The sequence below is a fragment of the Streptomyces sp. NPDC102451 genome, assembly GCF_044765485.1.
In the GTDB taxonomy this organism is placed as follows: Bacteria; Actinomycetota; Actinomycetes; order Streptomycetales; family Streptomycetaceae; genus Streptomyces.
Genome location: NZ_JBIWKD010000004.1, coordinates 584826 through 603588, shown reverse-complemented (window position 1 = coordinate 603588; position 18763 = coordinate 584826). Strand labels below are relative to the sequence as shown.

15 protein-coding genes are annotated in these 18763 nt (G+C 68.7%); 8 read left to right on the top strand and 7 right to left on the bottom strand.

The features are described 5' to 3' along the window. A partial coding sequence (locus ACIRD8_RS12945; protein ID WP_403989643.1) for a TIM barrel protein occupies positions 1-542 on the bottom strand: 542 nt, incomplete at its 3' end. A gap of 326 nt (positions 543-868) precedes the next feature. Between ACIRD8_RS12945 and yicI the strand changes: the two genes are divergently transcribed. The 4 genes from yicI to ACIRD8_RS12925 all read left to right on the top strand — a co-directional run bounded on the left by yicI (position 869) and on the right by ACIRD8_RS12925 (position 5060). Then, positions 869-3106, top strand: coding sequence for an alpha-xylosidase (gene yicI, locus ACIRD8_RS12940; RefSeq protein ID WP_403989641.1), 2238 nt, complete (start codon positions 869-871; stop codon positions 3104-3106). 130 nt (positions 3107-3236) lie between these two features. Then, entirely contained in the window at positions 3237-3863 is a 627-nt protein-coding gene (locus tag ACIRD8_RS12935; protein WP_403989640.1) for a histidine phosphatase family protein, read from the top strand. A gap of 100 nt (positions 3864-3963) precedes the next feature. Continuing rightward, entirely contained in the window at positions 3964-4869 is a 906-nt protein-coding gene (locus tag ACIRD8_RS12930; protein WP_403989638.1) for a TetR family transcriptional regulator C-terminal domain-containing protein, read from the top strand. Next, positions 4866-5060, top strand: a complete 195-nt coding sequence (locus tag ACIRD8_RS12925) for a hypothetical protein (protein ID WP_403989636.1) — start codon at positions 4866-4868, stop codon at positions 5058-5060. Before ACIRD8_RS12930 ends, ACIRD8_RS12925 begins: the two co-directional genes overlap by 4 nt. Positions 5061-5064: 4 nt before the next feature. Here the strand turns inward: ACIRD8_RS12925 and ACIRD8_RS12920 are convergent, their stop codons facing one another. The 6 genes from ACIRD8_RS12920 to ACIRD8_RS12895 form a co-directional block, all read right to left on the bottom strand. Next, positions 5065-5271 carry a DUF397 domain-containing protein gene (locus tag ACIRD8_RS12920; protein WP_403989634.1) on the bottom strand — a complete coding sequence of 69 codons (207 nt, stop codon included), beginning with the start codon at positions 5269-5271 and terminating at the stop codon, positions 5065-5067. Further along, the gene (locus ACIRD8_RS12915) at positions 5255-6100 is read right to left on the bottom strand and encodes a Scr1 family TA system antitoxin-like transcriptional regulator (protein ID WP_403989632.1); all 846 of its coding nucleotides are present in this window, start codon (positions 6098-6100) and stop codon (positions 5255-5257) included. The genes ACIRD8_RS12920 and ACIRD8_RS12915 overlap by 17 nt, the downstream gene beginning before the upstream one ends. Positions 6101-6224: 124 nt before the next feature. Further along, a complete protein-coding gene (locus tag ACIRD8_RS12910) occupies positions 6225-6863 on the bottom strand; it encodes a class F sortase (protein WP_403989630.1) in 639 nt (212 codons plus the stop codon). 64 nt (positions 6864-6927) lie between these two features. Next, the gene (locus ACIRD8_RS12905; protein WP_403989629.1) at positions 6928-7683 is read right to left on the bottom strand and encodes a hypothetical protein; all 756 of its coding nucleotides are present in this window, start codon (positions 7681-7683) and stop codon (positions 6928-6930) included. A gap of 184 nt (positions 7684-7867) precedes the next feature. Beyond that, positions 7868-9328, bottom strand: coding sequence for a hypothetical protein (locus tag ACIRD8_RS12900; RefSeq protein WP_403989627.1), 1461 nt, complete (start codon positions 9326-9328; stop codon positions 7868-7870). An 80-nt stretch (positions 9329-9408) separates the two neighbouring features. Continuing rightward, positions 9409-13257: a GH92 family glycosyl hydrolase gene (locus tag ACIRD8_RS12895; RefSeq protein ID WP_403989625.1), complete on the bottom strand. Its 3849-nt coding sequence runs from the start codon at positions 13255-13257 to the stop codon at positions 9409-9411. 496 nt (positions 13258-13753) lie between these two features. Here ACIRD8_RS12895 and ngcE point away from each other — a divergent pair, with 496 nt between their 5' ends. The 4 genes from ngcE to ACIRD8_RS12875 all read left to right on the top strand — a co-directional run bounded on the left by ngcE (position 13754) and on the right by ACIRD8_RS12875 (position 18677). Further along, on the top strand, positions 13754-15202 hold the full coding sequence (ngcE, locus tag ACIRD8_RS12890; protein WP_403989623.1) for an N-acetylglucosamine/diacetylchitobiose ABC transporter substrate-binding protein: 1449 nt from the start codon (positions 13754-13756) through the stop codon (positions 15200-15202). A gap of 50 nt (positions 15203-15252) precedes the next feature. Beyond that, positions 15253-16176 carry a carbohydrate ABC transporter permease gene (locus ACIRD8_RS12885; protein WP_403989621.1) on the top strand — a complete coding sequence of 308 codons (924 nt, stop codon included), beginning with the start codon at positions 15253-15255 and terminating at the stop codon, positions 16174-16176. 97 nt (positions 16177-16273) lie between these two features. Then, complete coding sequence (locus tag ACIRD8_RS12880) at positions 16274-17191, top strand: carbohydrate ABC transporter permease (protein ID WP_403989619.1); 918 nt, start codon at positions 16274-16276, stop codon at positions 17189-17191. A 286-nt stretch (positions 17192-17477) separates the two neighbouring features. After that, positions 17478-18677 (top strand): ROK family protein, encoded by a 1200-nt coding sequence (locus tag ACIRD8_RS12875; protein WP_403989617.1) that lies wholly within the window; start codon positions 17478-17480, stop codon positions 18675-18677. The last annotated feature ends 86 nt before the right edge of the window (positions 18678-18763 follow it).

Below are 18763 nucleotides of genomic sequence, written 5' to 3'. Positions count from 1 at the left end.
GCGAAGCGCAGGTCGTAGCCCTGCTCGGTGACGTAGTCGCCCAGCAGGTCGAAGGCCTCCTTCATCCGGTCCAGGGCGACACGGACGTCCTTGGCGCCCCCGGACTCGGCGCCCTCACGGCCGCCCCAGGCGACGTAGGTCTGCGCGCCGAGCTCGGCGGCCAGGTCGATGTTGCGGATGACCTTGCGCAGCGCGAAACGCCGCACGTCACGGTCGTTGGAGGTGAAACCGCCGTCCTTGAACACCGGGTGCGTGAACAGGTTCGTGGTGGCCATCGGGACCTTCAGCCCGGTCCGCTGAAGGGCGTCCTTGAACCGGCCGATCAGCCGGGCACGCCCGGCCTCGTCCGACCCGAACGGGATCAGGTCGTCGTCATGGAACGTCACACCGTGCGCACCCAGCTCCGCGAGCCGCTCCACCGACTCGACCGGGTCCAGCGCGGGACGCGTCGCATCCCCGAACGGGTCGTTGCCACGCCAGCCCACGGTCCAGAGACCGAAGGTGAACCTGTCCGCGGGAGTGGGGGTGAAGCGGTCCGACATTGCACAGCCTCTTGCTCGACGTCGGACCCGGACGGCAGCTCCGCCGGCCGGGCCAATTTGTTTGCTTGCAGTACTAATACGCCATCCAGCCAATCGTTTCTAGACCATTTCCGTGACGTGTCGGTCACATGGCGCAAGCGCGGCAGGTCCGGGGCTGCGGGCCATGGTTCGGTTTCCAGGGCAATACGGGAATTCCTGCTCCGTGCCACCCTTCTCGGCCGTATTTGTTTTGTGTACGATCAAAATCAAAGCGGACCCGCAGCCGCGCTTGCCGCAGGCGCCCTGACGTCCCGCCCAGCACCCCTGATCGGCTAAGGACCACCCCCATGAAGTTCACCGACGGTTTCTGGCAGATGCGCAGCGGTGTGCATGCCTCGTACGCCACGGAAGTCCGCGATGTCCGCCTCGACGACGACCGTCTCGCCGCCTACGCCGCCGTCAAGCGCGTCGAGCGCCGCGGCGACACGCTGAACGCCCCGCTGATCACGGTGGAGGCCCACGCCCCGGCCGAGGGCGTCATCGCGGTGCGTCTCACCCACCACGCCGGCAAGCGCCGCAAGGGCCCCGACTTCGAACTGCCGGGCGCCACCCCCCGGTCCGCCGCCACCACCCGCACCCAGGACGCCACCGCCGAGCTGACCAGCGGCCCGCTCACCCTGCGGCTGCCCACCGAAGGCACCTTCGGCCTGGAGTTCCTCGACGGGGACGGCCGGGTCCTGACCTCCGCCGGCCGCAAGGGCAGCGCGTTCGCCACCGTCGACGACGGCAGCCACCACATGTTCGCCCAACTCGCCCTGGGCGTGGGCGAGACGGTCCACGGCCTCGGCGAGCGCTTCACGCCGTACGTGAAGAACGGCCAGAGCGTCGACATGTGGCAGGCGGACGGCGGCACCAGCAGCGAGCAGGCCTACAAGAACATCCCGTTCTACCTCTCCTCGCGCGGCTACGGCGTCTTCGTCAACCACCCCGGGAAGGTCTCCTTCGAGGTCGGCTCCGAGGCCGTCGGCCAGGTGCAGTTCAGCGTCGAGGACCAGACGCTGGAGTACTTCGTCATCGCGGGCCCCACCCCCAAGGACGTCCTCGCCCGCTACGCCGCCCTCACCGGCCTGCCCGCCCTGCCTCCCGCGTGGTCGTTCGGCCTCTGGCTGACCACCTCCTTCACCACGTCGTACGACGAGGCCACCGTCACCTCCTTCGTCGACGGCATGGCCGAGCGCGGGATCCCGCTGAGCGTCTTCCACTTCGACTGCTTCTGGATGCGCGAGTACCAGTGGTGCGACTTCGAGTGGGACCCGGCCGTCTTCCCCGACCCGGAGGGCATGATCGCCCGGCTCAAGGACAAGGGCCTGAAGATCTGCGTCTGGATCAACCCGTACATCGGGCAGAAGAGCGCCCTGTACGAAGAAGGGGCGCGCGAGGGCTACTTCGTCCTCACGCCGGACGGCGACATCTGGCAGTGGGACAAGTGGCAGGCCGGCATGGCGCTGGTCGACTTCACCAACCCCGAGGCCACCGCCTGGTTCCAGAGCAAGCTCAAGGTCCTCCTCGACCAGGGCGTCGACGGCTTCAAGACCGACTTCGGCGAGCGCATCCCCACGGACGTCGTCTGGCACGACGGCTCCGACCAGGAGCGCATGCACAACTACTACACGCACCTCTACAACAAGGCCGTCTTCGAGCTCCTGGAGAAGGAGCGCGGCCAGGGGGAGGCCGTGCTCTTCGCACGTTCGGCGGCAGCGGGCGGCCAGCAGTACCCGGTGCACTGGGGCGGCGACTGCTGGTCCTCCTTCGAGGCCATGGCGGAGTCCCTTCGCGGCGGGCTCTCCCTGTCGCTGTCCGGCTTCGGCTTCTGGAGCCACGACATCGGCGGCTTCGAGGGCACGCCCGACCCGGCGGTCTTCAAGCGCTGGCTCGCCTTCGGCCTGCTCTCCTCGCACAGCCGGCTGCACGGCTCGTCGTCGTACCGCGTGCCGTGGGAGTTCGGTGACGAAGCGGTGGACGTGGCCCGGCAGTTCACCCGCCTCAAGCACCGCCTCATGCCGTACCTCTACGGCGTGGCCGTCGAGGCCCACCGCACGGGCGTCCCGACGATGCGCCCCCTGCTGCTGGAGTTCCCGGACGACCCGACGGCGCGCACGGCGGACCGTGAGTACCTGCTGGGCCAGGACGTCCTGGTCGCGCCCGTCTTCACCGACGACGGCGAGGTCGAGTACTACGTACCCGAGGGGACCTGGACCCACCTGCTCACCGGTGACACGGTCACCGGCCCCGCGTGGCGCCGTGAGACCCACGGCTTCGACAGCCTGCCCCTGCTGGTCCGCCAGGGCGCGGTCCTGGCGCTCGGCGCGGACGAGTCCCGTCCGGACGGCGAATGGCTCGACGACCTCGAACTCCGTGTGTTCGCCCCCGCCGGCACGGGCGACTTCACCCGCACGGTGACCGTCCCCGACCGCACGGGCGCGGTGGCGGCGACCTACGAGGTGGTCCGTGAGGGCGGCGAGGTCCGCGTCACCACCGACACGGACCGGCCGTACACGGTCACCGTCGTCGGCGAGCAGGTCTGACCGCCGTCAGCCGACGGTCCTGCGCGGGGCGAGCCACCCCGCGCAGGACCGGCTGGAATGCGATCGTGGGCCCGGCAGGTTGCCACCACTGACAGACGTACGAGCGCGGCGCGAAAGAGCGGAAGCACCCATGGGCGAGTTGATCCTGATCCGGCACGGCGAGACCGAGTGGTCCCGGTCCGGCCAGCACACGAGCTGGACCGACCTGCCCCTGACCGAGCTCGGGGAGCGCCAGGCCCGCGCCCTCGTCCCGCTCCTCGCCGAACGCGAGATCGGGCTCACCCTGGTCAGCCCCTACCTCCGCGCCCGCCGCACCGCCGAACTGGCCGGCCTGACCGCGCCCCGCGAGACACCGGACCTGCGGGAGTGGGACTACGGGGCGTACGAGGGCATCACCACGGTCGACATCCGCCGCACCCGCCCCGACTGGAACCTCTGGACCGACGGCGTCGCCCCCGGCCCCGAGGAGCACCCGGGGGAGAGCCCGCAGGAGGTGGGCGACCGGGCCGACCGGATCCTGCTGGAGGTCCGGGCCGCGGCGTCCCGTCTCGGCGAGGCCGACATCGCGCTGGTGGCCCACTCGCACTTCCTGCGCGTGCTCACCGCCCGCTACCTGCGGCTGACGCCCGCGAGCGGGGAACTCTTCCAGCTCGCCACGGGCGCGGTCTCCCGCCTCGGCACGGAGCACGGCAAGCCGGTCGTGACGGCGCTGAACGTAGCGATCCCGAAGGGCCTCTTCGAGGCGGCCGGCTGCTGAGCCCGATACGTGGCCGAGGCGCTCAGCCGGGCGGCTTGGCCGGAACTTCGCGCAGGTGCGCACCTGGCGCCGGACCGGGATGTGACTCCAGCATCGAGTCGTGGACAACTCCAACGAGCCGCACCTCGCGCACAAGACCCACCTGCCCCACCCCTACAACCAGGACCTCTCGCACGTCCTGCGGCACCTCAGCCGGATCACGGCCACCGGCCGGAAGAAGCTCGCGAACAGCCTGAGCACAGCCGGCTACCTGGCCGCGGGCATGCGGCTGATCCAGCAGCACCTGGGGCCGGAGGCGGTACGGAGCGCCGCCGCCGGGAACACCCATGCCCTCGAACGCCCCCTGCTGGGCTTCCTGTCCCAGCGGGCCGTCGCCGCGGCGGTCGCCGAGAACCCGCCCCCGTTCACCCACCGGGGCGGCGTGCCCCGGCTGCGGACCACCTGGCGATCGCAGTCGGACTTCGTCGCCGACCTCATCAACTTCGCCATGTGGCCCGCGAATTACCACCCGGGTTACCTGGAGCAGCGGGCGGTCGTCGCCCGGGGACTCGCGGCGGGCGAGGACTTCGTGCGGGCCGTCCACGAGACGGCCTACCGGCACACCGCGGAGAGCGCCCGCATGCCGTCCGTCCGGCTCAGCCTGGCCCTGATGGTGCTCGCCGACGGCGACGACGCGGTTCAGCGGGCCCTCGCCGAAACGTACCGGGGTTACCTCTCCTCCTGGAAACAGGTGTACGCCGAAGTCCTCCAGGCGCGGAACCTGCGGTTACGCCCGGGGCTCGACCTCGACGATCTCGCGAACGCGTTGTCCGCCGCCACGGACGGGATGGTCCTGCGCTCCATCGGCGACCCGCAGTCACAGGTCGTCGACCAGGTACGGGAGCGCTCCCTGATGGGCACGGTCGCCCTGGCGGTGATGCACGGATTCCTGGAGCCGGCCGACAGCCCGGACGGGCTGACCCTGGAAGAGGCCGTGGCCGCGCGGCTGGGACGGAGCGCCTCATGACATCCGGAACCGACGCGGCGCCTGGACGGCTCGCGGCCGTCACCGGGCTGTGCTCCGTGATCGCCACGGTGGTCCTGGCGTTCACCGGCCACGCCGAGGCGGCCGCGGCCGCCGGAGTCGCCGGCGGTGCGGTCGCCGGTGGCATCCAGGTGACGGTGAACGTACACCGGCGGCCGCCCGGTCAGGAGTGACCGCTCAGAGGGAGCCGCTCCTGAGGGCCCCGACGAACTGCGCCCAGTGGGCGTCACGGAAGGCGAGCGCGGGGCCCTCGGGGGCCTTGCTGTCGCGCACGGGGACGAGGCCGGGGAAACCGTCGGCGACCTCGACGCAGCTGCCGCCCTCCCCGTTGCTGTAGGTCGATTTACGCCAGACCATCGAACGGGGATCAGGGGCGGTTCCCATGAGTTGCGTGCTCCTTCGCTGCCGATACGAACATGGCCTGCGAGGCCTCAGGTGACAGAGCCATGGCTCGCGCCAAATCGTATGCGGCCTGGACATCGGCTACCAGCCGGGGTTCCTCCGTCAGTTGACCGGAGTACGCGCCTTCCGTGTACACCGCGGGCGGGGCGTCGGCGAACGACATGAGGGAGACCATCGTGTTCATGAAGGGGTGCGTCCCCGCAGCGAACGGCAGGACCTGGATGATCACATGAGGGTGGGCCCGGGCCGCCTCGATCAGGCGCGTGAGCTGAGCGGACATGATGTCGGAGCCGCCGACCGGTACACGGAGTGCAGCCTCGTGCAGGATCGCCCAGAACCTCGGGGGCGCGTCACGCAGCAGGATTTCTGCCCGTTCCATGCGCGCGGCGACCTGGTCCTCGACCGTTTCCTCGGACGCCAGCCGCTGGCTGGCCCGGGTCACGGCCCTCGCGTACTCACGTGTCTGAAGAACGCCGGGTACGAGCATCGGCGCGTACTCGCAGATGCTTGCCGCCCGCGTCTCCAGTTCCGCAGCGTCCGCGAAGTACTCCGCGACCCTCGACTGCCGGGCCAGCTGGCTCAGACGCTGCAAGTGTTCTCCGCTGCCCAGCAGTTCGTCGAACCTCTGGGACAGGTCCACCTGCGGCCGCCGCTCGGCCGCCTCGAAGAGCCCGATGTACGTGCCCGAGCAGAACGCCCGCTCACCCAGCTCGTTCTGCGACAGGCCCGCCGCCTCGCGGAGCCGGCGCAGCTCCGCGCCGTAGAAGGCACGGGGGTTGGCGTAGGGATCCAGATCCTTCGGCAGTGGCATGCCTGGAAGGTATCGGCCCCCTCGCAGCCGTATGAGGGAATCCGGCGACGTCACCCGGACGAGGCACGGACGGCCGGCACCTCGCCCCCGAGGTACCGGCCGGTTCCGTGTGGCGTGCCCCGTGTCAGGCCGCCTTCTTCTTCAGTGACGTGAGGTGGGCGAAGACGACGACGTTGGCCGAGTAGCCGTTCTTCTTGTCGAAGCGCCCGCCGCAGGTCAGGAGCCTGAGCTCCGGACGCCCCGTCGGTCCGTACACCTTGTCGTCGGGGAACTTGTCCTTCGTGTAGGTCTTCACCTTGTCGACCGTGAAGACCGCGGTCCGCTTGTCCGCCCTGGTGATCTTCACCGTGTCCCCCCGGCGCAGGGCGTTGAGATTGAGGAAGATCGCCGGTCCGGTCGCGGTGTCCCGGTGGCCGACGAGCAGCGAGGTTCCCGCCTCGCCGGGGGAGGGGCCCTTCCGGTACCACCCCACCAGCTTGGGCTTGCTCAGCGGTGGGGCGCCGAGCCGGCCCTTCTTGTCGAGGGCGAGGTCGGTGACCGGGGCCTCGATGAAGATCGCGGGGATGGCGACCTGCACCGGCCGGGAGTGCACCAGCGGGGCGTGCGATGTGGGCACCGTCTTCTGAGGTTTGTGCGGTGCCCTCCGGAACGGCGGCGCCCCGCCGCCCGCGGCATCGCTGCCGCGGGCGGCGGTGACCGACGAGGCGTCCTCGGGCGAGTCCGAACTCGCCCACACGACGCCGGTCACCAGCGAGAAGGTCACGCACAGGGTGATCGTGAGCCGGCATGCGCGACTCGGTCCCCGTCGACGCCGTCGGCCGCGCTTGTCAGGCCTCGTTGCGGGCACGACGGCGTGCGGATCGGCGCACCATGATCAGCCCTGCGACACCGGCGGCACCGGCGACCAGCGCGGCCGAGGCTCCGACGTTCGAGTCGCTCTCGGAGCTGACGCTCTCCATGTCCGGGACGCCGCCGCCGCCCGCGGGCACCGCGCCGGACGGCTTCTCCCACGACTTGTCGCCGGTGCTCTTCTCGCTGCCCGACGACGCGCCCTGGTCGCTGCTCTCTCCGCGGCCGCTCTCCTGGCTGCCACCTTCCTGGCCACCGGCCTCCTGGCTGCCGCCTGCCTGCCGGCCGGCCTCCCCGGGGCCGCCTTCCTGGCCCTCGCCACGGGTGGGCCGGGAGCAGTCGACCTCGAAGCTCTTCGTCTTCGGGACGCCGCTGACGGTCCACGCCAGCTGGTAGGTGCCCTCGGGCAGCAGGTACTCCTGGCTGCGGGCCTTGCCGTCCACGATCTGGAGGGTGTTCGTCAGGGTGTTGCCCGGGGGACGCTCGGTGATCGTCCACAGGACCGAGGGGACGGTCTCGAAGTTGTTCGCCACGAGAACGAACTGGCAGACCTCGACGCCGTTGCGGTCACCGCGCGAGTGCCAGCTGACGGAACGGACGTCGATGTCGCCGCTCTCGCCGATGGCGAACGCGGAAGGGGCTCCGGCCAGGGCGACGCCGGCGACGGCGACCGCAGCGGCCACCCTGGTGCCCGTGCGGACGCTGCGGGAGTGGAGGGAAGCGGAAAAGCGCATGCTGGGCTCCTTCAAGCCGAGATGATTGTCGTACTGATCACCTGATCGCCTAAGAGATGACATGGATCGCGGAAAGACTGGGTCGGGACACCGTAAAAACGTGCAAATGTACCCTGACTAGCCGATACCGGTCAGCGAGTCCCCAGGCGGAAGCCGTCCGAGGTCCCGGACAGGGGGGTGCGGATCAGGCGGATCGGCGCCGACGGTGCAGGTAGGCGGCCGTCAGGGCCAGGGCCACGACCGCACCCGCAGTGATCGCGGCCCAGGCCGGGTGGCGCAGGAAGGCCCGGTAGGCCGGGGCGGGCGAGGCGTCGAGCGGGATGACCGCGGTGTCGTTGCCGGGGGTGCGGTCGTAGGGGCTGTAGGTCCGGATCGTGCCCTGGGCACCCGCGACCTGCCGGTCGATGCGGACGTGGAACACGATGGTGCTCGTGCCGTCCGGCCCTGCCCAGGAGAACGCCTCGCCGCCGAGGTCGCAGACGTAGGCCCCGCCGGGCCTCGTCGGCTGCTCGCACCCCCACTTCCGGTCGTTGTCCTCGAAGGAGTACGGAACGGAGGTGACCGTGGTGCCCTCCGGCGGGACCACCTCGAAGCGGCCCTTCACCCCGTCGCCCAGCAGCTTGCCGGGGCCCAGGTCCCGGGCCCCGAGCCGCACCTCCACCGTGTCGCCGACGCGTCCCCGGACGGTCCCGGTGACCGGCCGGTGGTCGGCCTGGACCGTGGTGTCGACCCGGACCGTGCCGTTGACGCCGTCGAACCGGCCGTCCGCCGCGCGGACCAGGGTGATCGGGGCGCCCGTACCGCGTACGGTGTGGCCGGCGGGCCTCGCGGGGGCCGACGACCAGCTGTAGGAGAGCGTGCCGGACAGCTCCTTCTCGCCGGCGACGTAGGCGAGTGGGGCGCTCGTGCGGTACGCGGCGCCCGGTGCGGCCTTCGTGGGGAACACGCACCACGCCGACGTGGGCGAGGGGCCCCCGTAGTAGCAGTTGCTGTGACGGGTCCTGAGGGTGAGGCCGTCGGCCGCGTCGATGCGCAGGGCGACGCCCCGGTCCGCTGCGAACGGGGTGTGGTTGGCGAACTCCGGGGTCAGTGACGCCGGTCGGCCCGGCTCGACACCGCTCACCTTCAGCTCCTCGTCGGGCGCACCCAGCGTGGGCCCGCCGACGACCATGCGCGTGGTGCCGGTGACAGGCGCCGCGTTCCCGGCGCTCGCCGTGTAGACGACCGTGCCGCTGTCGCCCGGTTTCACGCCGTCCAGCCCGAGGATGTCGAAGGGCGCGTTGCTCTCACCGTCGTTCCGCAAGGTGCCGTACTCGCAGGTGTACACCCAGCCGCTGCCGGTGCAGTTCCCGTAACCGCCCTTGACCACACGGGCGATGCCCTTGAGTCCCGACGCGTCCACCACGACCTTGATGTCGCGGGCCGGTTCCCTGTTGCCGGGGACGACGGCGACCGGCACCTCGAAGTCCCCGTTCGTGGCCGCGGCACCCTCGTCCGCGTTGTAGACGACCATGGTGCGCGGCACGTCCGCCAGGCTCAGCGCGACGGCGTCCGAAGCGGTCGCGCGGGCCGGCGAGAAGGCCGTCGCGAGAAGTGCGGCCAGCGTCGCACGTCCGGTGATCCGCGCCCATGTCCTCAGAGCCATGCGGAGCACTATGCCACCGGGGGCCGGCCACCCGCTCGTGCGGACGGCCGGCCCCCGGCTTCGTAACTCCCCTCAGGCGGTCAGGAGATCAGCTCGATCTCCGCCAGCGTCGCCGCCGCCGTGCTCACCAGCCGGTACTTCGCGTACGCCTTCGGCGCCTGCACCGAGAACACCCGGGTCTGCTTGTCCCAGGCGAAGGTCTGGCCGGACCTCTTGTCGATGTCCTTCCAGGAGGTGCCGTCCGCCGATCCCTGCAGCACCCAGCCCGTCGGGGCCTTCGCCGCCGTGGCCGAGGTCAGCGTGTACTGGACCGCCTTCGTGCCCGCGGCGGCCGGCAGCTCCACCGACTCGACCGGAGCCGAGGTGGCGGAGGTGTTGTCGTACAGCGCGCCGTCACCCTTGAGCACGTCGCCCTTCGGGGCGGGCACCTTGTCGTCCTGGGTGATGGAGACCGGGGCCGCGTCCTTGCCCGTGCCCCATGCCGAGGGCTTCGAGCCCATGTCGAACTCCAGCACCCCGCCCTTGGCGAGCAGGTCGTGCGGCAGCGAAGTGGACGTCCACTTCTTGCCGTTGACCTTCAGACCCTGGACGTAGATGTTCGTGGAGCTGTTCTTCGGGGCCTTGACGACGAGGTCGCGGCCGTTCTCCAGGTGCACGGTCGTCTTCGTGAACAGCGGCGAGCCGATCGCGTACTCACCGCTGCCCATGACCAGCGGGTAGAAGCCGAGCGAGGAGAAGAGGAACCAGGCCGACTGCTCGCCGTTGTCCTCGTCACCGTGGTAGCCCTGGCCGATCTCGCTGCCCGTGTACAGCCGGCCGAGGACCTCGCGGACCTTCTCCTGCGTCTTCCAGGGCTGCGAGGCCGCGTCGTACATGTACGTGGCGTGGTGCGCGACCTGGTTGCTGTGGCCGTACTGGCCCATCCGCACGTCGCGCGCCTCGGTCATCTCGTGGATCACGCCGCCGTACGAGCCGACGAACTCGGGTCCGGCCGTCTCCGGCGTCGAGAAGTACGTGTCCAGCTTCTTCGCCAGACCGTCACGCCCGCCGTAGAGGTTGGCCAGGCCCCGGCTGTCCTGCGGGGCCGTGAAGGCGTAGCCCCAGCCGTTGGTCTCCGTGTAGTCGTAGCCCCAGACCCGGGGGTCGTACTGGTCGGAGGGGAGCCGCCAGTCGCCGTTCGCCTTCTTGCCCTGGAAGAAGCCGGCCTTGTCGTCGAAGAGCTTGACGTAGTTCTGCGCGCGGTTGAGGAAGTACGCGGACTCCTCCTTGTAGCGCTGCTTCTTCGTCTTCTTGTAGAGGGCCTGGCCCATCTGCGCGATGCCGTAGTCGTTGAGGTAGCCCTCCAGCGACCAGGACAGGCCCTCGTGGGTGTCGGTGTTCGCGTAACCGGTGAAGACCGAGGTGTCCATGCCCTTGCGGCCGACGCCCGAGGACGGCGGGGTCACCGTGGCGTTCTTGACCGCCGCGTCGTACGCCGCCTCGGCGTCGAAGTCGACGCCCTTGACGTACGCGTCGGCGAAGGCCACGTCGGAGCTGGTCCCGGTCATCAGGTCGGAGTAGCCGGGGGAGGACCAGCGCGAGACCCAGCCGCCGTCCTTGTACTGCTGGACGAAGCCGTCGACCATCTTCCCGGCCTGCTTCGGCGTGAGGAAGGAGTACGCCGGCCAGGTCGTCCGGTAGGTGTCCCAGAAGCCGTTGTTGACGTACACCTCACCCTTGACGATCTTCGCGCCCGTCCGGGTCGGGGTGTTCGTGCCGGTCGGCGGTGAGAACGGGCTGGCGTAGGTGCTCTTCCCGTCGACCTGCTCGAAGCCCGAGTTCGGGTAGAGGTAGAGCCGGTACAGGCTGGAGTAGAGCGTGGTCAGCTGGTCGGCGTTCGCACCCTCCACCTCGACCTTGCCGAGGATCTTGTCCCAGGCCCTCTGCGCGTTCTTCTCGACCTTGTCGAAGGAGGTCTTCGCCGGCAGCTCCATGGCGAGGTTCTTCTTCGCCTGGTCGACGCTGATCAGCGAGGTGGCCAGACGCAGGTTGACCGTACGGTCCTTGCCCGCGTCGAAGCGGAAGAAGCCGGTCACGTCGTCACCGCCGCCGCCCTTCAGCTTCCCGCTGTCGGTGACCGGCGCGTCGAAGGAGCCGTATACGAAGAGACGTGTGGCCCCGGTGGAGCCGCCGCTCTTCACGTCGGAGTAGCCGGTGAAGGAACCGGTCTTCGGGTCGAGGGTGAGACCGCCGTCGTTGGAGACGTTGTCGAAGACGAGGCTCGCGTCGTCACCGGGATAGGTGAACCGCATGCGGGCCGCGTGGTCGGTGGGCGTCATCTCCGCCTTGAGACCGTTCTCGAACGTCACCCCGTAGTAGTGCGGGGTCGCCGTCTCGTTCTCGTGGCGGAACGGCAGCGCGCGCGCCGTGCGGGAGGCGTCCGGGGTGCCGGAGGCCGCCGACGGCATCATCTGGAAGGTCTGGCGGTCACCCATCCACGGGCTGGGCTCATGGCTGGCGGCGAAGGCCTGGAGCGTGGGGAGGTTGTCCTCGTTGTTGCCCCGCGCGTAGTCGTATATCCAGCTGGTGGAGCCGGCGTTGGTGACCGGCGTCCAGAAGTTGAAGCCATGCGGGACCGCGGTCGCGGGGAAGTTGTTGCCGCGCGAGAAGCCGCCGCTGGAGTTGGTGCCCCGTACGGTCGACGCGTAGTCCGACAGGTGCGCCTTGCGCTTCTCCGGGGCCTTCGGGGCGATCGTGACGTCGTCGATCCAGCCCTGGAACTTCGACGGGCCCTTGGGGGAGTCGTACGCCACCAGGATCCGGTCGACGGTCTTGCCCGCCGCGACCGTGCCGATCCGCGAGGCGACCTTGTTCCACTGGTTCACGTACAGCCGCTTGGCGTCGGCCTGGCCCTGCGGGGTGAGCAGCCCGCCGTGGCTGTCGGTGGCTTTCAGCTCGCTCAGGTAGGTGCCGTCGGTGAAGGCCAGGTCCACCGCCACGTGCGTCGCGGGGTAGCTGAGGTCCGTCTCGCCCATCTGCGGGTACACCAGGTAGGACAGCTGGGTGTCCTTGGTGACCGCGGTGTTGACGTCGAAGACCTTGTTGTACGAGTAGGCGCGGCCGTCCGGCTTGTGCGTACCCGCGTAGCGCAGGGCCTTCTTCCCCGTGAAGCCGGCGCCCTGCTTGGCGGTGGGGGAGCCCGAGGGGCCCCGGTCGGCCTGGGTGCGCATGTCGTCGGGGGTGGGGGTGGAGGTGTCCCCGTTCGAGAACTGGACGTCGGCGAGCTGGAGCGCGTCGGAGGCGCCGTTGTTCTTCGTGATCTCCAGCCGGAAGTGCTGGTAGGCGGTGTCCGTCGTGAAGTCGTACGACTTGGTCTGGAGCCGCTCCGAGAACGCCTGGCCGGTGCGGGTGTCCAGGTCCGTCCAGGTCTTGCCGTCGGCGGAGCCCTGCAGGGTCCAGTCCTTGGGGTCCCGCTCGTCGTGGTCGTTCGCCGACGTCAGGGCGTACGTCACGACCTTGGTGGGCTCGGCGAGGTCGAACTCCACCCAGCCCGTGGGCTCGAAGGCCAGCCACTTGGTGCCGGGCTCCACATCGACCAGGTTCTCCTTGCCCTCACCGCCGCCCGCGTTCTCGTCGCTGGCGCGCAGATCCGTGACCTGATCGGTGACATTGCCCGGTATTCCGGCGGAGAATCCGCCGTCGACACCCGATGACCGCTTCTTCCCGTCGGTGCCTTCTTCGACGGTGTTACGCCAGTCCGGCTGCTTTTCGTCCGCTTCGAACGAGGAGCTGAACGACGTTTCTCCGGACGGTTTCTTCGCGGCGCCGGAGGGCTGGGCAAGGGCCGCGGTGGGGGCCGCGAGGGCCAGGACGAGAGAGGCCGCGAGGACCGCGGCGGAATGGCTGTGTCTGTGACGCGAGCCGTGCTGAGGACCACGTAGGGGCTGCATACGGAGCCGTTCCTCCCGGGGGCGAGCTCTGGACAACGTTGTCATTGCGGGATGCGGGTTCCAGTAGGGAGCCAAGTGACTGGATGTGTCAAGGGTGTTGCGTGTGGTGGACGCCGTTGATTCGACCGTATTGCGGGAAACGGCGTTTTCGCGCGGAGGCGCGCGGTGCCGAGGTGTCCGTGAGGTCTCAACTCGGGAAAGACTGCCGCTCAACCATGCATTCGATCTTGCTCAGTTGGCGGCAAGTGGACTATACCTGTCGGCGTCTGCACAGCCGCTTCACAACGGCACGCGGGCACGGGGGAGGGCGAACAGGTGTGGGCGCGGGAGCGTCCTGCCGTGCGTTCGCCCGAAACTCCCCCACTGCATCTGGAAATCCGGCAATCTGCACGACCCAAGCGCAACTGACCGCGGTGGCGGGACCCTTCGCCTGAGGCGAATTCACGACGGGTGACCGGTACACCGCCTGAGTCCTGGAGAAGGCGAGGACTTGAGCATGGGATCCACCTCCGGCCGCACGAATGAGGGCCTTGGCCGTCGCGATGTGATCAAGCGTTCTGCCGCACTCGGCCTGATCGCTGTTCCGACGATGAGCTTCCTGTCCGCCTGCGCGAGCAGCGACAGCGGAAGCGACGAGAAGGCCGAGAAGGGCACCAAGAGCGCGAAGAACCCGCTCGGTGTCAATGAGACCGCCGCCCTCGAGGTCGTCATCTTCAACGGTGGCTTCGGCGAGCAGTACGCCATCGACGCCGAGAAGAAGTACAACGAGGCCTTTCCCAAGGCACCCAAGGTCAAGCACTCCGCGACCGAGAAGATCCAGTCGATCCTGCAGCCGCGCTTCAACGGCGGCACCCCGCCGGACCTGATCGACAACTCGGGCGCCGAGCAGATGGACATGGGTGTCCTGGTCGGCAAGAAGCAGCTCGCCGACCTGACGCCGCTGATGGACGCCCCGTCGTACGACGACCCGTCGAAGAAGGTCCGCGACACGCTGCGCCCCGGTGTCCTGGAGATGGGCCAGTTCGACGGCGACCCGGTCTGGATCATGTACTACGCGTACACGGTCTACGGCGTCTGGTACTCGCAGACCAACCTCGAGAAGCTCGACGCGACGTACCCGGAGAACTGGGACGACATGCTCGCGCTGTGCGCCAAGGCGAAGAAGAAGGGCGTCGCCGGCTGGACGTACCCGGGCAAGTACCCGTACTACCTGCCGTTCTCGCTCTACCCCTTCATCGCCAAGATCGGCGGCCGCGAGGTCCTCGACAAGATCGACAACCTGGAGCCCAACGCCTGGAAGGACCCGGCCGTCAAGGCCGCCTTCGAGGCGTACTACGAGCTCTTCCAGAAGGGCTACATCCTCAAGGGCACGCCCGGTCTGACGCACATCCAGTCGCAGACCGAGTGGACCAAGGGCAAGGCGCTCTTCATCCCGAACGGCTCGTGGGTGGAGAACGAGGCCGCACCCACCACGCCCGAGGACTTCAAGATGATGGTCGGCGCGCCGTCCAGCCTGGACTCCTCCGACAAGATGCCCTTCGGCACCCTGTGGGCGTCCGGCGGTGAGCCCTTCATCGTCCCGGCGAAGGCGAAGAACACCGAGGGCGGCATGGAGCAGCTGCGCATCATGCTCAGCGAGGAGTCCTCCAAGAACTTCACCAAGTCGGTCAAGTCCCTCAGCGCCTTCAACGGCGGCACCGACGGCCTGACGCTCTCCACCGCGCTGCAGTCCGGCGTGGACGTCCTGGCGAAGGCCGGCGAGAACGTCGTGAACCCGCGTCTGCAGGACTGGTACGTGAAGCTCCAGAAGGAGCAGATCGGTATCGCCGGTATCGGCGAGATGATGGCGGGCCGCGCGACCCCGGCGGAGACCATCAAGAAGATCCAGGGCTTCGCCGACGCGGCGGCCAAGGACCAGTCCATCAAGCACTACAAGCACCAGTGAGTCACCGTCACCGGTGGCGGCACCCGCTCGGAAATCGGGGTCGGTAAACGATGCAGCACGGCAAGTACCGGTTCATCGTGGGGTTCCTCGCAGCCCCACTGGCGTTGTACGCCATCTTCGTCATCTGGCCCTTCGCCCAGTCCATCTACTACTCGTTCACGGACTGGACCGGACTGAGCTCGGACTTCAAGATGGTCGGCTTCGACAACTACAGTCGGATGCTCGACGACGAAATCTTCTGGAAGTCACTGCAGCACAGTGTGCTGCTGGCGCTGCTGCTGCCACTGGTGACGCTGGGCCTCGCGCTCTTCTTCGCCTTCATGCTCAATGTCGGTGGCCGTCGGCGTAAGAACGCCGCGGTCGCCGGCGTGCGGGGCTCCTCGTTCTACAAAATCGCCTATTTCTTCCCGCAGGTCCTGTCGATCGTGATCGTGGCCCTGCTCTTCCAGTTCGCGTTCAATCCCCGTGACGGGATGCTGAATGCCACTTTGAAGGCCGTTGGCCTCAAGAGCCTTCAGCCGGACTGGCTGGGCGATCCCGATCTGGCGCTGTACTGCGTCATGGTCGTCCTGATCTGGTCGACGGTCGGATTCTTCGTCGTCCTGTTCTCCGCCGGAATGGCGTCCATCCCGAAGGACTTCTACGAGGCCGCCCTGCTCGACGGGGCCAGCCGCATCACGACGTTCTTCAAGATCACGCTGCCGCTGCTCTGGGACACCGTGCAGTCCGGCTGGGTCTACATGGGCATCCTGGCGCTCGGGGTGGAGGCCTTCACCGCCGTACAGGTCATGACGGTGGGCCCGGGCGGCCCTGCCTACTCCACCACCGTCCTGCCGCTGTACGTCTACCAGACGGCCTTCCGCGACGCCCAGGCCGGCTACGCCACCACGATCGGTGTCGGACTGCTCATCGTCACCATGCTCTTCGCGGGCATCGTGATGAAGCTGGGCCGGCGCGAGCGGCTGGAGTTCTGATGCGGTTCGTTGCGGAGTACGGCGACCGGACGACCGGTGGCGCGCAGAACAGTTCGGTCCCGGGGGCCGGCTCGACAGTTGCACGAGGTGAGCACACGTGAAGGTCACTGAGACTCCTCCCGCCGTCCCGGCACCGCGCTCGCCGGTGACGAAGACGGACGCCCCGGCCGTGGAGCCGGCGAAGAGCAGCGAGGGCAAGGTCCTCAACGTCTTCTCGCACGGTGTGCTGATCATCTGGGCGGTGCTCGTCGTCATGCCGCTGCTCTGGGCGGTGATGGCGTCGTTCAAGACGGACGACTCCATCCTGTCGACGCCCTGGGCCCTGCCGGACAAGCTCCACTTCGAGAACTGGTCGCGGGCCTGGACCCAGGCCCATATGAGCGACTACTTCCTGAACACCATCCTGGTGGTGGGCGGTTCGCTCATCGGCACGCTGCTGCTGGGGTCGATGGCGGCGTACGTGCTGGCGCGGTTCGACTTCCCGGGCAACCGCTTCATCTACTTCCTCTTCATCGGCGGGATGAGCTTCCCGATCATCCTGGCGCTGGTCCCGCTGTTCTTCGTCATGAACAACATGGGCCTGCTGAACTCGGTGCACGGGCTGATCCTGGTCTACATCGCGTACTCGCTGCCCTTCACGGTCTTCTTCCTCACCTCGTTCTTCCGGACCCTGCCGACCTCGATCGCGGAAGCGGCCATGCTCGACGGGGCCTCGCACACCCGGACGTTCTTCCAGGTGATGCTGCCGATGGCGAAGCCCGGTCTGATCAGCGTCGGGATCTTCAACTTCCTGGGGCAGTGGAACCAGTACATGCTGCCGACGGTGCTGAACACCGACCCGGACGGCAAGGTGCTCTCCCAGGGCCTGGTCGAACTGGCCACCAGCCAGGGGTACAAGGGGGACTGGTCGGGTCTCTTCGCCGGTCTGGTGATGGCGATGCTGCCGGTCCTCGCCGCGTACATCGTCTTCCAGCGCCAGGTCGTCGCGGGGCTGACGGCGGGGGCGCTCAAGTAGGGGCGGCGCCCGGGAGCGCTTCGTTCAGGCGTCAGCTCTTGTCGCCACCCGCCGCCCGGGCAACAACAGTCACCAGAACCGAACAGGCCCCCCGGGCAGCGAACCACCCTCCGGTCACCGGCCGGAGGGTGGCTTTATGCCCTTTCTGCCGCTTTTGTCCCTCGTGGAATGTGGAGGCCCGATGCTCATCGGAGGCTCCGACTGCTCAAGGTCTTGACGGGGGGCACCCCAAAACGCTCAGCTTAGGGTTCACATGTTAGAGAAAACGGCAGGAGTGAGTGAGTCGATGGAGACTCCGGGGTCGCAGACATCTCTGCATCGGGCCAACCTTGAGCGGGTCGTACGTGCCGTACGGATGGCGGGGTCCCTGACCCAGGCCGAGATCGCCAGGAGCACCGGCCTCTCCGCAGCCACCGTCTCCAACATCGTGCGTGAACTCAAGGACGGCGGCACGGTCGAGGTGACACCCACCTCGGCGGGCGGCCGCCGCGCCCGGAGCGTCTCCCTGAGCGGAGACGCGGGCATTGTCATAGGGGTGGATTTCGGGCATACGCACCTTCGCGTGGCCATCGGCAACCTGGCCCATCAGGTGCTGGCCGAGGAATCCGAGCCGCTCGATGTGGACGCCTCGTCGGCGCAGGGCTTCGGCCGGGCGGAACAGCTGGTCAACCGCCTGATCGAGACCACCGGGATCAGCCCCGGGAAGGTGATCGGCGTGGGCCTCGGCGTACCGGGCCCGATCGACGTCGAGTCCGGCACCCTGGGCTCCACCTCGATCCTGCCGGGCTGGACGGGCATCAACCCCAGCCAGGAGCTCGCCGGACGCCTCGGCGTCCCGGTGTACGTGGACAACGACGCCAACCTCGGGGCGCTCGGCGAGCTGGTCTGGGGCAGTGGCAGGGGCGTCAGGGACCTGGCGTACATCAAGGTCGCCAGCGGTGTCGGCGCGGGTCTGGTGATCGACGGGCACATCTACCGCGGGCCCGGCGGAACGGCCGGCGAGATCGGCCACATCACGCTCGACGAGTCGGGCCCTGTCTGCCGCTGCGGCAACCGCGGCTGCCTGGAGACCTTCACCGCCGCCCGGTACGTCCTGCCGCTGCTGAAGCCCAGCCACGGGGCCGATCTCACCATGGAGCGGATGGTCCAGCTGGCCCGGGAGGGCGATCCGGGCTGCCGCAGGGTCATCGGGGACGTCGGCCGGCACATCGGCAGCGGGGTGGCGAACCTGTGCAACCTGCTCAACCCGAGCCGGGTCGTGCTCGGCGGATCCCTCGCGGAGGCGGGGGAGTTGGTGCTGGCGCCCATCCGTGACTCGGTCTCGCGCTACGCCATTCCCAGTGCCGCGCGGCAGCTCTCGGTGCTCCCCGGGGCGCTCGGCGCGCGGGCCGAGGTGCTGGGCGCACTGGCCCTCGTGCTCAGCGAGATGGGGGATTCAACCCTTTTGGAGAGCACCCTCCCTGCCGCGACTCCTGCCTTCACTTAGATAACGAATGGCACCGTTGTCATCTCGTTAAGGATTTACTCCTTGACGCTGACGTCGCGGCCGAGTTGACTTCCAGCCACCTCGGC